The sequence below is a fragment of the Paenibacillus sp. FJAT-27812 genome, assembly GCF_001273905.1.
In the GTDB taxonomy this organism is placed as follows: Bacteria; Bacillota; Bacilli; order Paenibacillales; family Paenibacillaceae; genus Pristimantibacillus.
Window position 1 is genome coordinate 5,434,327 of the sequence record NZ_LIGH01000001.1, and the last position, 15,568, is coordinate 5,449,894.

The window sequence follows — 15,568 nt, forward strand, 5'->3', positions numbered from 1 at the left end:
TCGATAGCTTCTCTTTGGATAAGATGTTGAACTAATCAAAAAGAACCATCGCGATTTACGATGGTTCTTGATAAGGAGCGGCTACATCGGCCGTTCGATCTGATCCTTCTTGTTTTTGCCCTTCATGTACCTATAAGCGATATAGCCGACAACGACCGCCGCGAGAACGTATATGATCCACATGCCGTAGCGGTATATGTGATCGGAGAGATCCTGCACTTGATCTCCAACTACGGAACCGATAATGAAGTAGATGAGCGTCCAGACCAATGCTGATGGATATGCGAAAAGGATAAAACGTTTGTAGGGCATGCGGTTCATGCCCATCACATAAGGCGTGACATGTCTCAAGAAAGGAAGGCAAAGGCTGAGGCTGATTGCATATCCGCCGTAGCGTTCGCTAAGCTGTTCAGACTTCGCGACAAATTTGCCGATATTCTTTTTTCTTTTAAACCAATCGGACAGCTTGCTTCCCGCAAACCTTCCGATGCTGTATCCAAATGTCATCGCCGAGCAAATGCCGAGGAAGGTCATGATAAAAGCGGGTATAGGCAATAAAATGCCGGATGCGCCTAATGCGCCTCCTGTCATTACAACTGCTTCGTTTGGAATGGGCAAACCGATCAGGCCCAAGCATAAAACGAGAAAGAGTGCGAAATAACCAATCTCATCTATTATATTCAATAATAAGTCATACATTAGCCAACATCCTTACTTTCCAAAAAATAGAATCTCGATTGAATCACATCAAATATGTTATCACATTCAAATCTGAAAGGATATCATTCATACGTATGACAAATGAGAAGGATTCAACTTTTACCATTCTGTAACAACTTGGTTACAACTAGCAGATACAATAGGGGAGTAGGTTTAATGCGTATGAAGGGGCGACTATTGTTATGCTTGATTTCCAGAAAAAGGTTGAAATATTAAGGGGTTACGAATCATTATGTTATACGGTATGCGTTACCTTACTAATAGATGAACAAGCTGCTTGCAAAATGGCTGAGGAAACGCTGTGCCAGCTATTTTGCGATCAAGATTTTTGGCTGATGAATGAAACCGAAAGGCCGTCCTATATTTTGCGACTATGCAAACGAGGCTGCTTGCAGTGGACACGGGTCAATTTGCTGCAAACGTCATAATTTTGAATATATACGTTGATATTTCACGCTTACAGCGATCATAATAGAAAGGATCATAATAACTTATTTTATTCTTGCTCACAGAATGACGGAAAGGATGAACAATGAACGTAAATCAAACTCGCAAAAAAGTAACGATTGCCCTTTTTGTCGCTACATTCCTTGCCGCAATCGAGGGGACGATCGTCAGTACGGCAATGCCCAGCATTACGGGGGAGCTTCAGGGCATTCAGCAGTACAGCTGGATTATTTCAATCTATTTACTAGCTACAGTCATTACGACACCGATATACGGCAAGTTATCCGACCTGTATGGACGCAAGAACATGTTTATCGTAGGAGCGTTGATTTTTCTTGCAGGCTCGATGTTATCGGGCGTGGCGCAGACGATGAATCAGCTCATATGGTTCCGTGCGCTGCAAGGTTTGGGAGCTGGCGCGCTTACGACGATACCCTATACGATTATCGGGGATTTATATCCATTCGAGCAGCGCGCGAAAGTACAAGGCTGGATGTCAAGCATTTGGGGCATTGCAGGCATCTCTGGTCCCTTGTTAGGCGGGCTATTGGTCGATTACATATCATGGCGAGCAATCTTTTACATGAATCTTCCGTTTGGCATCGTGGCAATTTATTTATTGTCGACATCGCTGCGGGAGAAGCTTGAGAAGAAGAAAAAACATATTGATTACCCCGGCATTATTACTTTCACGATTGCCATGTTCAGCTTGCTCTATGCGATGACTCTCGTTCGCGAAAGCGAGGCAGGGAGCGGCTCTGCTTGGACGATTGGCTTGCTGATCATAGTCTCCATCTTGTTTTTTGCATTGTTTGCCCGGATTGAGATGCGCTCACCGGAACCGATCATTCCGTTTAAGCTATTTCGAAATCGGATTATCAGCATGGCGAATTTGGACAGCTTTTTGCTATGTGTCATCAATGTTGTCGTTATATTTTACTTGCCATTGTGGATACAAGGCGTATACGGCAAACCGGCAACTTATTCAGGGCTTGCCATGATACCGCTTTCGGTTGCTTGGCCGCTTGGCTCGATTTTGGCTGGCAATTGGATTTCCAAAAAAGGGCTGCGCTTTATCGGCGTTGTTGGGGCTTTCTTCCTGCTCGCCAGCAGCATCGGCTTCGCATTTATGACGGCCTCGACTCCGATTGTCTTGTTTATCGTTTATACGTTCTTGGCGGGTCTATCGTTCGGCTTGTCATTGACCTCCTTGACCGTTGCTGTATCGTCAGCTGTAGGCTGGGAGCTTCGCGGCTCGGCTGTTGCCAGCAATAACTTTATTCGCACGCTTGGGCAGACGATCGGCATTACCGTTTTTGGTTTGCTTCTGCATACTGGGCAAGCCGATTCGATCGAACCATCGGTTCTCGCAGGAAGCTTGCATACGATCTTCGTCTGGGTAGCCGTTCTATCGGTATTTGTTGTGTTTGTCTCCCTTGGTCTGCCAAAGCTCAAACAGTCTGAACAGCAGCAAAGAAATGCATCGTAGAAAGGTCGATTACAGCTATGAATTCGATCGATTTGGAAGGTTACCGCAAGCAGCTTTCGGAGTGGAAAATGAAGACGGTTATCGTGTTAAAAGGCGAGCGGCTTCTGGGCGAATGGTATGAGAGCGGCAAGGATTCGATGGGTCCGCTCTATTCCTGCACCAAAAGCATTTTATCGGCGTTAATCGGTATTGCCATCGATAAGGGTTTCATAGCGAGCGTGGATGAGCCGATAACGGATTTTTTGGAGCATCCTCCCGAAATTATCGGCGCGCTGAGCCAAGTAACGATTAAGCATCTTTTGACGATGACGCCTGGATTCGACTGGCCGGACTTTGATAAGCCTTATAAAGCTTTCAAGGAAGCTAAGGACCCGATCAGATTCGTCTTCGAGCAGCCGCTCATATCCGAGCCTGGGACTGCGTTTGCCTATAACTCAGGGGGGTCGCACCTGCTGTCGGCGATTTTGACCAAAGCGGTCGGCATGCCGGCGCTGTCGTTCGCCAAAGATTATTTGTTTGGCCCGCTTGGCTTCCATAGCGCTCGCTGGATGGAGAGAGGCGGCGTTAATGAAGGCGGGACTGGACTCTCCTTGTATGGAAGGGATTTAGCAAGTATTGGCAGCCTATTCGCGCAAAAAGGTCGCTTTGACAACAAGCAGCTGCTGTCCGCAGATTGGGTAGAGAAATCGACCAAGCTTCATCATCGCGGCTTGATGCACTATGAGCCGCCGATTTATGGCGGATACGGCTATCATTGGTGGCATTCGCCTGAAAGCCATAATGGGCGGTGCGAATGTTATTTTGCTTTTGGTCATGGCGGTCAATATTTGTTGATTGCCCCAGAGCAGGAGCTTGTCGTTGTCATCCGAAAGCAAGTGACGAAGCGCAATGATGCGATATGGTCGAGACAGCTCTTGTTCGAGCATATTATACCTGCAAGCATGGCTAATAAGCAGCCAAGCCAAGCGTAAAGTACGCCTAGCTTGAAAGTCGTAGGCATCGATCAATGATCGATGCCTTTTTTTGCGTATTCAATGTTATATATGTGTTAGGAATGGACAAAAAACAAGCTTTTGCATATAAATATTTCATGAAACGTCTTGCCTAACTTATCTTTCTGCATTATGATGTTAGATAAACTTACACATCGAAAGCGAAAGCGCGCATTTCCTTTCTGTTTGGCTGGATGGGCTTTCACTTGGTGAACAGATGCTTTAAGCGATTTGAGCGGAAAATCGGCGCATAAAGATAGATATGGAGCGTAGCTTTCGAGTAGTGCCATAAGTAATAGATCTTATGAATCCATTTAAATGTCAGAATATTAAGTTAATTAATGGGGCAATCAGAATGGATATATGCATGAGGGGGAGAGAGTTATGACGACGATACTTATTCAAAACGCCGTAGTGATGACGATGAATGCGGAGGATCACATTTTTACTGGCGATGTATTAATAGAAGGCAATCGAATTGCGCAAATGGGAGAGCGGCTGGAGACGAGCGGGGTTGATCGAATAATCGATGCGGGCGGCAAAGTGCTGCTGCCTGGCTTTGTACAAACGCATATCCATCTTTGTCAAACGCTTTTTCGCGGGAGAGCCGATGATTTGTCGCTTATTGAATGGCTTAAAGAAAAAATATGGCCGCTCGAAGCGGCGCATAGCGAGGATTCTGTTTATTACTCCGCCATGCTCGGAATTGGGGAATTGATTCGGAGCGGAACGACGACGATTTTGGATATGGAGACGGTGCATTATACGGAGTCTGCTTTTCAAGCGATTAAGGAAAGCGGCATTCGCGCTCTTTCAGGCAAAGTGATGATGGATCATGGTACCGAGGTGCCGCTTGCCTTGCAGGAAAATACGGAAAAATCGCTTCAGGCCAGCGTCGATTTATTGGAAAAATGGCATGGAGCGGAGAATGGAAGAATTCAGTATGCGTTTTGCCCGCGTTTTGTGGTTTCGTGTACAGAGGAGCTGCTTGTTGGCGTTCGTGATCTGTCCGCGGAATACGGCGTAATGGTCCACACGCACGCTTCGGAAAATTTAGGCGAGATCGCAATGGTAGAAGCGGAACGCGGGATGAGAAACGTTGTTTATTTGGATCATATTGGGCTTGCAAAGCCAAATTTGATTCTCGCGCACAGTATCTGGCTTGATGACGAGGAGAAACGGATTATTCGAGAGCGGGGCGTTAAAGTAACCCATTGCCCGGGCTCCAACATGAAGCTTGCGTCGGGCGTAGCCGAAATTCCGCTCTTGCTGGAGCAAGGAATAGATGTGGGGATCGGCGCGGATGGCGCTCCATGCAATAACAATCTCGATATGTTCCAAGAAATGCGATTGACTGCCTACATGCAAAAGGTGAAGCATGGACCGACGGTTATGAATGCCAAGACAGTGCTGCGGATGGCGACGATGGGCGGCGCTAAGGTCGTTGGTTTGGAGAAGGAGATCGGCAGCATCGAGATTGGCAAGCTTGCGGATTTGCAGCTTCTGGATCTTGAAGACTTTCACGTGTATCCGTCATTTGATGCCGACTGGTATTCAAGAGTCGTCTATGCAGCCACAAGAGGAGATGTCGATACCGTCCTAATCGATGGCCAAATCGTCATGGAGGGCAAGCTTGTAAGAACAGTCGATAAGAAAGTCGTATTAAAGGAAGCGGATCGTTCTTTGCGCAAATTAATTGAAAGACTTTAATAGGCGTTTCAACCTTGTTGGGCGATTGCTTGGGGAGGGATAACGGATGGATATGCATGATGTGTTGTCTGCGATAATGACTGACGGCGAGCAGGGCATGCTGGCGACGATCGTATGCGTGGAAGGCCATTCTTACCGAAAAGCGGGAGCGGCCATGTTGTTTAGGCAAAGCGGTGAGCAAGTTGGGACGGTAAGCCCTGGCTGCTTGGAGCATGATCTGTTCGAGAGGGCTGCGACTGTTGCGGCTTCCGGCCAATTCGAATTTATCGACTATAACTTGAATTCGGAAGAGGATGTGATTTGGGGGGAGGCTGTCGGCTGCGGCGGAAAAATACGATTGCTGGTTGAGCCCGTAACTGGACGTTTGTTTTCTGTTCTAATGGAAGCAAAAGAAAAGAACGAGGCGGGCAAGCCGGTAAAGCTCATTCGAAGCTGGGATGAGCAAGCAATGCGTTATGAGCTGCTTGATGAAGAGGAAACAGAGCTCGAATCTTCTTGTGCGGAAGGCGACGAAACCAATTATCTGTCTATCTCGATTAAGCCAAAGCCAAGATTGGTGTTGTTTGGAGCCGGCAAGGATGCTGAGGCGATTTATTCACTTGTCAAAAGCTTGGGTTTCCATATCGTGGCAGCGGATTGGCGTCCCTCCTTATGCACGAAGGAGCGGTTTCCCGAAGCGCAATGCGTTATTGGTTCGCCGGGACAAATCGCGGAGCAAATCGGGCTTCGAGCCTCTGACTATTTAATCGTGTGCAGCCACCATTTGCAGCAGGACAAAGAAATGATTAGACTCGCGCTGCCGCTCCAGCTAGTTTATATCGGTATTATGGGCTCGAAGAAGCGGATTCGTATGCTGTTTGAGACGTTTCTAATACCATCGAATGTGAGGGCGCCAATCGGACTTTCAATTGGCGCGGATGGTCCCCTTGAAATTGCTGTTAGTGTCGCTGCAGAGCTGATCGCTATCCGTGCGGGCAATAAAACGGCTCCTAGGAGGGAGATGGTGAGGAATGGTTATTTCGGCCCTTTATTTAGCAGCAGGTCTAAGCAAGCGGATGGGGATGAGGAAACAGGCACTTGAGCTGGGCAAAAACAAACCGATCGCAAGCATGGGACTGCATGCTCTTTTGGGAAGCCGTCTTAAGAGCGTGCTGGTCGTCGTGCATCCGGAGGATCCGTTAGAGTGGCTTCCGAAGTATCTGCGTGGAGCTGCTCCCCTTGCAAAGCCAGTCTATATCGAAGCGTGTGCCGACGCTTCGCAAGGGATGAGCCGTTCGATCCGTCATGGCGTTCAAAAACTTATGAGCCATGAAAAGGGGCTTGATGCTATTGTGGTTACGCTCGCGGATCAGCCATTTATTACGTCTGCCATGGTAGATGAGCTTATTGCTTATTGGCTTGCGCAGCCGGAGCTCGACTTTGTCGCTGCAGCCTTGCAGGACGCAAAAGGCGGGAAGGTTGTGTGGATGCCTCCTGTTGTTATGTCTTCATCCATGTTCGAAGCGCTTCTGAAGCTGGAGGGAGATGCGGGTGCCCGGAAATTGTTCACCGATCCAAATTATAAAGGTTATGGATTGTTAGCTGTAGATGAAAAAGTGATGTTAGATGTTGACACTCCTGATGATTTTGAAACAGCGAAAAAACATTATTTAGGCTTTTTTACGGAGTGATAGATGAATTTAATGTTAATATATATGACACATAATATAGATATTTAGCGAAATTTCAAGAGATAAGCTATGCATATTCCACTATTTAACTAATTTGTGTTATATATATTGACGTAAAGGTAACGTGGATATATATTGAGATTACGTTATTGGTTTAATCCAAAACGAGCGAAATAGACAGATGCTTTTTTTTAGAGAAGGCATGCCGCAGTCATTTCGTGCCGAGTCAGCGACAGCGTACAATTGCTAGACTTGTACCTTGTCAGCTTTCGAGAAAAAAATAGAGAGTCGGGGAGGAACGGTATGAAAAAGCACAAAAAAGTATGGTCGGCAAGTTTGGCAATTCTCTTAGCACTTGTTTTCGTCATTAGCGGCTGCTCAAGCAGCAAAACAAACGATTCGAATGCGGGTACAGCAAGCCCGGCTACAGAAGCTCCAGCAGGTGAAGCAGCAACGGATGAACCGGCGAAGCTGCCGCGAGTCGCATTCGTTTATATCGGGCCTCCGGGTGATGGCGGTTGGACCTTCGAGCACGACAAGGGCAGATTGTACATGGAAGAGAAGCTGGGCATCAAAGCGGATACGGTCGAAAATGTACCGGAGAGCGCGGATGCGGAACGGATCATTACCGAGCTCGCGCAAAACCACGACATCATTTTTACGACAAGCTTCGGCTATATGGATTACACCCTCAACGTCGCTAAAAAATTTCCAAAAGTAAAATTTCTTCATACCGCAGGCTACAAAATAAACGACAACATGGGCACGTTCTTCGGTAAAAACTTCGATGCCAGCTATTTAAGCGGCATTGCAGCCGGGAAAATGACGAAGAAAAACGTCATCGGCTATGTTGGCGCATTCCCTATCCCAGAAGTGATTTATAACATAAACGCCTTTGCGCTTGGCGTACAAAGCGTCAACAAGGATGCGAAGGTCAGCGTCGTATGGACGAATACCTGGTATGATCCGACGACGGAGCGCCAAGCAGCGGTAAGCTTGCTCGATAAAGGAGCGGATGTGCTGCTCGCTTATCAGGATTCTCCGGCAACGCTGCAAGCAGCGGCGGAGCGGGGCGCAATGGCTGGCGGCAATGATTCGGATATGACGCGATTCGCGCCGGAAGCATACTTAACGAACCCGATTTGGAACTGGGGGCCTTATTATACGAAGACCGTTCAAGCCGTAATCGACGGCACTTGGAAGAGCGAACAGTATTCTGGCTCACTCGCTGACGGCATGGTTGATATTGCGCCGCTTGGACCAAGCGTGCCAGAGGACGTTAAGACTTTGGTCAACGACGCAAAAGCGAAGCTCATTAGCGGTGAAGTTAGCGTATTTACCGGTCCGATCACGGATGCGTCCGGCGCTGTAAAGGTTGAGGAAGGCAAAACGTTGACGCTTGAGGATATTTTAGTCATGGACTGGTTCGTAAAAGGGGTAGAGGGCACGATCCCGAAATAAGCGGCTTTAGCCATATGGATAAGTCAACAAATCCCTGAAATTTAGGGATTTGTTGATTTATTCACAGCTATTTCGGTAAGCAACCTTAAGCTTATGCTTACGATGTAGGTTGCTTCGCAACCTTAAGCTTATGCTTACGATGTAGGTTGCTACGCAACCTTAAGCCAATGCTTACGAAGTAGGTTGCTACGCAACTTTGGAGGAGGGTCAAAATGAACGAAAAGTATTCGGTAGAAATGCGCCAAATCGTAAAGCATTTTGGCTCGGTCGTGGCGAATGACTTCGTTGATTTCCGAGCGAAGCGCGGAGAAATTCATGCGCTCCTCGGAGAGAACGGAGCGGGAAAAAGCACGATGATGTGCATGTTATCCGGTGTATACCGTCCGACCAGCGGTGACATTTTTATTCATGGGGAGCCTGCGAAGATTCGTTCACCGAAGGATGCCATGAAGCTTGGCGTTGGCATGGTCTTTCAAAACTTCCGGCTCGTTCAAACGTTAACCGCAGCCGAAAATATCGTGCTGGGCGAGAAATCGTCGTTTTGGCGAGGTGCGAGATGGATGAGCCGTAAACAGCAGCAAATTGAAGAGATCGCAGACCATTTCGGCTTGCCGTTTCCGGTTAACCGTCCGATCTGGCAGCTCTCGGTTGGGGAGCAGCAGCGAGTGGAGATCGTCAAAACGTTGTACCGCGGCGCGGATCTTATTATTTTGGATGAGCCAACCTCGGTGTTGACGCCCGGCGAGGCCGAGCAGCTGTTCGCGACGCTGCAGCGCATGAAATCGGAAGGGAAAACAGTCATTCTGACTACCCACAAGCTGAAGGAAGTGATGGCTGCTTCGGATCATATCTCGGTCATGCGCAAGGGCAAGCTGATTCATTCCATGGCTAAGACCGAAACCAATGAACGCGAGCTTGCGAAGCTCATGGTCGGCAAAGAGCTTGGCGAAAGCCGTCCATTTCTCTCCCGTCCGCGGGGGAAGCGGCTGCTCGCCGTGCAGCAGCTTGATGTGTATGCCGACCATGGCAGAAAATCGCTTGATCATTTCTCGCTGGAAATGAGAGAAGGCGAAATTGTCGGAGTTGCCGGAGTGGCTGGGAACGGGCAGAAGGAGCTTGCCGAGGTGCTTACGGGACTGAGGCCGTGGAAGCGCGGAACGATTCTTTTTAACGGCAAAGAGCTCACAAATGGATCCGTTAGGGCGGCGATCGAAATGGGCATCGCCCATGTGCCTGAAAATCGGATGAAGAGCGGTCTCGCGGGAAGCCTCGGCATCGTCGACAATTTATTGTTTAAATCGTATCGAAGCACGGAGCGCTCACGCTTTGGGTTCCTGCGGATCGGCGCCAATCGCACATGGTCGAATGAGCTGGTTAAACAATTTGATGTTAGAACGGCTGGCCTTGATACGCCTGTTCAGCAATTATCGGGCGGAAACCAGCAAAAGCTGCTTTTTGCCAGAGAGGTGAATCAAGAGCCTTTGCTTATGGTAGCTGTGCATCCGACGCAGGGCCTCGATGTTGGAGCGACGGAGGGCGTACATCGGCTCATGGCAGAGATGCGGGATTCCGGCAAAAGCGTTTTGCTCATTTCGGAGGATTTGGATGAGGTTATCCAGCTATCGGACCGTATTTTGGTTATTTTTAACGGTCAAATCGTAGGAGAAATGGCAAGGGAGGAAGCGGATCGGGAGAAGATCGGCCTGTATATGGCAGGCGTTCACGCTGCGGAGGAGGAAGCGGGATGAGCGAGAAAAAGCCTGTACTAACGAAAGGCGGGACGCTTTCTATCGAAGCCGTTCAAGCCTCTGGCAAATGGAAATGGCGATCCTACCGAATAGAGATCGATAACGCGAAGAAGGGCAGCTCGTGGTGGATTCCGTTTGTATCCGTGCTGCTGGCACTTGCAGTATGCGGCATTTTTATTGCAGCGAACGGAATGAATCCCTTTCCGGTGTATAAAAAAATGTTCACTGGCGCCTTCGGCACTTCCTACGGATTGACCGAAACGCTGGTAAAGACGATTCCGCTGCTGCTTTGCGGGCTTGGCGTTGCGATTGCTTATCGCATATCCGTCTGGAACATCGGCGCAGAGGGACAATTTGCAGCCGGGGCGATGGCCGCGACTGCGGTGACGATTTATTTTCCGAATATGCCCGGCATTCTCATTATTCCTGCGATGATCGTGTTCAGCGTCGTTGCTGGCGGCATATGGGGGCTGTTGACGGCAATTCCGCGCACTTATTTCCAAGTCAATGAGCTGGTCACGTCCCTGATGCTCAATTACGTTGCTTTGCTCGCGATGGATTATGTTGTGTTTGGACCTTGGAAGGACCCGAAGGGGATGAATTTTCCGGGGACGCCGATGTTTACGGAAGCGCAATCGCTACCCGTGCTAGGTGACACAAGGCTTCATCTCGGACTATTATTTGGCATCATCGCGATCGTTCTGTATGGCATTTTCATTAAATACACGCGCTGGGGCTATGAGCTGAGGCTGATTGGCGCCAATCCCGAAGCCGCCAAAAATGCGGGCATACGGATAAGCCGGCATATCCTGCTGGTTATGCTGATAAGCGGCGGCTTAGCTGGTCTTGCGGGAATGGCTGAGGTATCCGGCGTGACGCATCGCTTGATGTACGGCATCTCGCCGGGGTACGGATACACCGCTATTATCGTGGCATGGCTCGCTAAGTTGCATCCAATCGGTCTTGTCGTATCCTCATTTTTATTCGGCGGACTCATTGTTGGGGGCTATAGCGTACAAACGATCGGCTTGCCGTCATCGATCTCCGAAATGCTCCAAGGAGCGATCTTGTTTTTCCTGATTGCGGGCGGCACGGTCAGTAAATTCCGCCTTCGCAGAATTCGTTGAAAAGGGGCGTTTAAGCGATGGAAATCGTGTATCAAATGCTGCTTGCCGCCATATCCTCTGGTACACCGCTCTTGTTCGCAACGCTAGGCGGCATATTGATCGAACGCTCAGGCATCATCCAGCTTGGGGCGGAAGGGCTTATGCTGATGGGCGCCGTTACGGCGTGCCTCACTTTCCTCCAAACCGGAAGCTTGGCGATTACGCTGCTTGCCGTTTGCGGCATAAGTATGCTGCTTGGCGGCATTCACGCTTTTCTCAGCGTATCGCTGCGGGCGAATCAAATCGTATGCGGGCTGGCGATGACCTTGTTCGGTGCCGGATTGAGCGCTTATTTAGGCAAACCGATTAGCGGGCTTCCCGTGCCAAGAGCGGTACCGAAGCTTAATATGCCATGGCTTGAGAGCGTACCGTTTATTGGACGGATTTTTGCCCATCTTGATCTATTAACTTGGTTCAGCTTCCTGCTAGTTATTTGCCTACATCTCTTCATTCATCGTACATCGTTAGGGCTTCACCTGCGGGCAATGGGCGACAACCCGGCTACGGCAGATGTAATGGGCATACGCGTTCAAGCGTTTCGCTACGGCTGCATCATTGTTGGCTCGATACTCATCGGCATTGCCGGCGCTGATTTGCTGCTCGTATACTCGCCGACTTGGACGGAAGGGATGACGACGGGGCGGGGCTGGATCGCGGTTGCTTTAGTTATTTTTGCCAGGTGGAATCCGATTCGCGCGCTCTTATGCGCTTATTTCTTCGGTGCGCTCGACATGCTGGGCTTCCGCATCCAATTGATTGGCAGTGAAATACCTTCTTATTTCTTGAAGATGATTCCTTATGTAGTCACGATTCTAGTCCTCATGTTCCTTGGCTGGCGCAATCGCAACAAGCCTTCCGGCTCGCCGGAATCGCTTGGCGTACCGTACATTCGGGAACAACGGTTTTAACGATTATGGGAGGGGAGAACGATGGGCATGAACGTACAGGAGACCATGGCGTCTCCTCTTGTATGGCATCCGCAAACGGCTGCGGAGGCGTGGCAGCTTAAACAAACGTATGCAGCAGATAGCATTTATATTTCCGGCGGAACGCTGCTTCGCACTCACTGGGAATCCGGTATAGCGGCGATGCCAAAGCATCTAATCGATTTGAGCGCGGTACGAGGATTAAATGAAATGAGAATTGGCGAGACAGGGCTTCTCATCGGCGGTCAAACGAGCTTGCAAGCCTGCCGGACTAACACTTTATTGCAGCGGCATTTTCCACTGGTGAGCGAGGCGACTCGTACGATAGCGGCGCCTTCGGTTCGGCAATTGGCGACACTTGGAGGGAACGTTGCTTCAAATATAGGCGATTCAATTGCCGCGCTGCTCGCTTATGAAGCCGAAGTGCTCTGGTATAACGGGGTAACAGAGCAGCTGGCGCCATTATCGGAATGGTTAAGCGCCGCAAGTGATCAAGGTCGGTCAAATGAGCGATTGCTGCTGAGCATACAGCTTCCTTTCGAGTCAACGGAGGAAGAGGCGGCAAGGGATGCGGATGATCGAACGGATTCGATTTCGAAAATGAAGCGTTTTGGCGCTTATCATAAAATTGGGCGCCGCGAAGCGTTCACCCCTTCTGTCGTAACGGCAGCGATTAAGGGGGCTATATCGAATAACGGCAATCTTGAACATATTCGAATAGCGCTTGGCGGCGGTCAGACGATTCCGCAGCGACTTGAACAGCTGGAAATGGAAATCGTCGGAGCAGCAGTGGATGCCAAGCTGCTGCAGCATGTTTACGACCGGATTCCAGAGCTATATGAAACGCGCGAGGATTTATTCGCATCAGCTGCATATCGGAAGGCCACGGCTGCAAATGTCATCGTTGCAGAGCTTTGGAAGGTTGCAAGACATTAATAGCAATCGGGGAGGATGAGGCTTATGCTCTTAAACCGCGTAAGCAGCGCGGGACGATGGCGAATTCGTCCTGACGGGCTAGGCAAGGTAACTGGCAGCTTGGCTTATTTAACGGATATGGCTAGGGAAGATATGTTATACGGCCTTGTGCTGCGAAGCGAGCATCCGCATGCACGGATCGTATCCATCCAGACGGATGCGGCAAAGCAATTGCCGGGCGTTCATGCGGTGCTCACCTATCTGGACGTTGCAGGCTTGAATGCTTTTGGGATCGCTCACCCGGATCAGCCCGTTCTGTGCGAGGACCGCGTCCGATATGTGGGGGATGCGCTGGCGACGGTAGCGGCTGACAGTATCACGATAGCCCAGCATGCGATTGAATTAATCAAAATCGAATACGAGATTTTACAGGTTGTTGATGATCCCGAGCAGGCGCTGCTAGCGGATTCGCCGCAGCTGCACCCTAAGGGGAATGCGATGCATCATACAACGTTCAGCAGAGGGAATGCGGAGGATGGATTCAAACAGTGCACTCATATTATAGAAGAAACTTATTATACGCCGCGTCAAATGCACACGTATATGGAAACGGAAGGCGGCTTGTTCGTACCTGAGGAAGATGGCCGGTTGACGGTCTACTCGCCGACGCAGCATGGCTTCATGGACCGGATGCAGCTATCCCGAATTTTGGCGAAGCCGCAGGAAGAAATACGAATCGTTTCAAGCCCGATCGGCGGCTCGTTCGGCGGCAAGGATGAATTGAATGTGCAGCCATACGGCGCGCTGCTGGCTATGCATGCAGGAAAGCCTATTAAAATGCATAATTCCAGACAAGAATCGGTTCGCGCAGGCTTAAAGCGTCACCCTATGAAAATCAAGATGAAAACGGGCACGGATTCGTCAGGCAAGCTGCTCGCGCATCAAGTGAGCATTATTTCTGATACGGGACCTTACTCCACGCTTGGCGCAGAAGTGCTTAATTTCGCGACGGAACATGTCATTGGTCCTTACAGGTATGAGCATTTGGATGTAAAAGGGGTCTCCGTGTTCACGAATAACGGCATGTCCGGCGAGTTTAGAGGCTTCGGCGGCAATCAAGCGATCTTCGCGCTAGAGGGTCAAATGGATCGGCTTGCCGAGCTGCATGGCATGGAGCCTTGGCACTTTCGCAGACTGAACATGCGCCAGGTGGAGGATCTTGGACCGTTCGATCAGCCCATCGCGATGACGGACGGTGCCGAGCAGGTATGGGCAGCCATAGCCAAATGCCCGTTGTGGCAGGAGAGAGCAAGCATGGCTGATGCTGGCTTGACCTGCGAAGAGCCTTGGATAAAGAGGGGGATCGGCGCTGCCTTCACGATGCATGGGGCGGGCCTTGGCGTTGGCATTCCTGATCCGGCCGGCGGACGCTTGGCGCTTGCGGCTGATGGGAAAATTGAGGCGGTATTCGGTTATGAGGAATTTGGCCAAGGCTTGATCGCGACGCTTACACAAATGCTGATCGAGCAGTTCGGTTTGGCGGAGGAGGATATTCGAATCATTATCGGGGATACGGATGTCGTACCCGACAGCGGTTCAACGACGGCATCGCGCGCCACCGCCATGATGTGGAAATCGCTGCAACGATTGAAGAAGCCGTTTACCGAGCAAATGCTGCAGAAGGCAGGTGTTCGCCTTAAAAGTTCGGAAGATCGGCTTCGGCTTGGCGAAGGCGGGATTCGGGAGTCATCTAGCGGCGAGCTAATGCTAACTTATGAAGAGCTGGCAAGAGCGGAAGGCAGTCCCATCCGCTGCGAAACGTCTTTTGCGTTTCCCACATCGACAACTGAACGTGTAGGCGCACATTTTATGTACACGTATTCTGGCGTTGCCGTCAAGGTTGAGCTGAACACGTTGACAGGGCGAGTCAAGGTGCTTCAGCAATATCACGCAGTGGCGGCTGGACCGGTCATCAATCCGCAGGGCTTTCTCGGACAAATCGAAGGCGGAAGCAGCATGGCGCTTGGATTTGCCCTTATGGAAGATGCCCTTATGGATAAAGGCCATTATATAACGCGAAACTTGGACACGTATCTGGTACCAACGATCGTCGATCAAAGCGGCTTGGTAGAGGTCGAGGCGATTGAACAATTGCCTGAAAAGGATGACTACGGCCCTCGCGGCATCGGTGAGGTTGGTTCCGTGACGCTCGCTCCTGCTATTGCGGCAGCCATTCGGCAGGCAAGCGGCAAATGGGTTGCGAAACTGCCGGTAGAGCCTAGCTTTTTGCAGGAAGCGCCATTTTTTCTGACAAAGGAGTGAGA

General features: G+C 50.0%; 12 protein-coding genes. 11 read left to right on the plus strand and 1 reads right to left on the minus strand.

The window, feature by feature from the left end:
- Positions 1-81: 81 nt before the first annotated feature.
- Positions 82-699 carry a DedA family protein gene (locus ADU23_RS22925; protein WP_053375866.1) on the minus strand — a complete coding sequence of 206 codons (618 nt, stop codon included), beginning with the start codon at positions 697-699 and terminating at the stop codon, positions 82-84.
- A gap of 553 nt (positions 700-1,252) precedes the next feature.
- Between ADU23_RS22925 and ADU23_RS22935 the strand changes: the two genes are divergently transcribed.
- The 11 genes from ADU23_RS22935 to pucD all read left to right on the plus strand — a co-directional run bounded on the left by ADU23_RS22935 (position 1,253) and on the right by pucD (position 15,566).
- The gene (locus tag ADU23_RS22935) at positions 1,253-2,656 is read left to right on the plus strand and encodes an MDR family MFS transporter (RefSeq protein WP_053375868.1); all 1,404 of its coding nucleotides are present in this window, start codon (positions 1,253-1,255) and stop codon (positions 2,654-2,656) included.
- Between the two features lie 17 nt (positions 2,657-2,673).
- Positions 2,674-3,627: a serine hydrolase domain-containing protein gene (locus tag ADU23_RS22940; protein ID WP_053375869.1), complete on the plus strand. Its 954-nt coding sequence runs from the start codon at positions 2,674-2,676 to the stop codon at positions 3,625-3,627.
- A 405-nt stretch (positions 3,628-4,032) separates the two neighbouring features.
- Positions 4,033-5,358 (plus strand): 5'-deoxyadenosine deaminase, encoded by a 1,326-nt coding sequence (locus ADU23_RS22945; protein ID WP_053375870.1) that lies wholly within the window; start codon positions 4,033-4,035, stop codon positions 5,356-5,358.
- 46 nt (positions 5,359-5,404) lie between these two features.
- A complete protein-coding gene (locus ADU23_RS22950) occupies positions 5,405-6,439 on the plus strand; it encodes an XdhC family protein (RefSeq protein ID WP_053375871.1) in 1,035 nt (344 codons plus the stop codon).
- Positions 6,420-7,028 (plus strand): NTP transferase domain-containing protein, encoded by a 609-nt coding sequence (locus tag ADU23_RS22955; RefSeq protein ID WP_197286099.1) that lies wholly within the window; start codon positions 6,420-6,422, stop codon positions 7,026-7,028. Before ADU23_RS22950 ends, ADU23_RS22955 begins: the two co-directional genes overlap by 20 nt.
- A gap of 303 nt (positions 7,029-7,331) precedes the next feature.
- Entirely contained in the window at positions 7,332-8,489 is a 1,158-nt protein-coding gene (locus ADU23_RS22960; protein WP_053375873.1) for a BMP family ABC transporter substrate-binding protein, read from the plus strand.
- 212 nt (positions 8,490-8,701) lie between these two features.
- Positions 8,702-10,237 carry an ABC transporter ATP-binding protein gene (locus ADU23_RS22965; protein WP_053375874.1) on the plus strand — a complete coding sequence of 512 codons (1,536 nt, stop codon included), beginning with the start codon at positions 8,702-8,704 and terminating at the stop codon, positions 10,235-10,237.
- Entirely contained in the window at positions 10,234-11,364 is a 1,131-nt protein-coding gene (locus ADU23_RS22970) for an ABC transporter permease (RefSeq protein ID WP_053375875.1), read from the plus strand. Before ADU23_RS22965 ends, ADU23_RS22970 begins: the two co-directional genes overlap by 4 nt.
- A gap of 17 nt (positions 11,365-11,381) precedes the next feature.
- On the plus strand, positions 11,382-12,311 hold the full coding sequence (locus ADU23_RS22975; protein WP_053375876.1) for an ABC transporter permease: 930 nt from the start codon (positions 11,382-11,384) through the stop codon (positions 12,309-12,311).
- Between the two features lie 21 nt (positions 12,312-12,332).
- Positions 12,333-13,265 (plus strand): FAD binding domain-containing protein, encoded by a 933-nt coding sequence (locus ADU23_RS22980; protein WP_082311179.1) that lies wholly within the window; start codon positions 12,333-12,335, stop codon positions 13,263-13,265.
- 24 nt (positions 13,266-13,289) lie between these two features.
- Positions 13,290-15,566 (plus strand): xanthine dehydrogenase subunit D, encoded by a 2,277-nt coding sequence (gene pucD, locus ADU23_RS22985; protein WP_053375877.1) that lies wholly within the window; start codon positions 13,290-13,292, stop codon positions 15,564-15,566.
- The last annotated feature ends 2 nt before the right edge of the window (positions 15,567-15,568 follow it).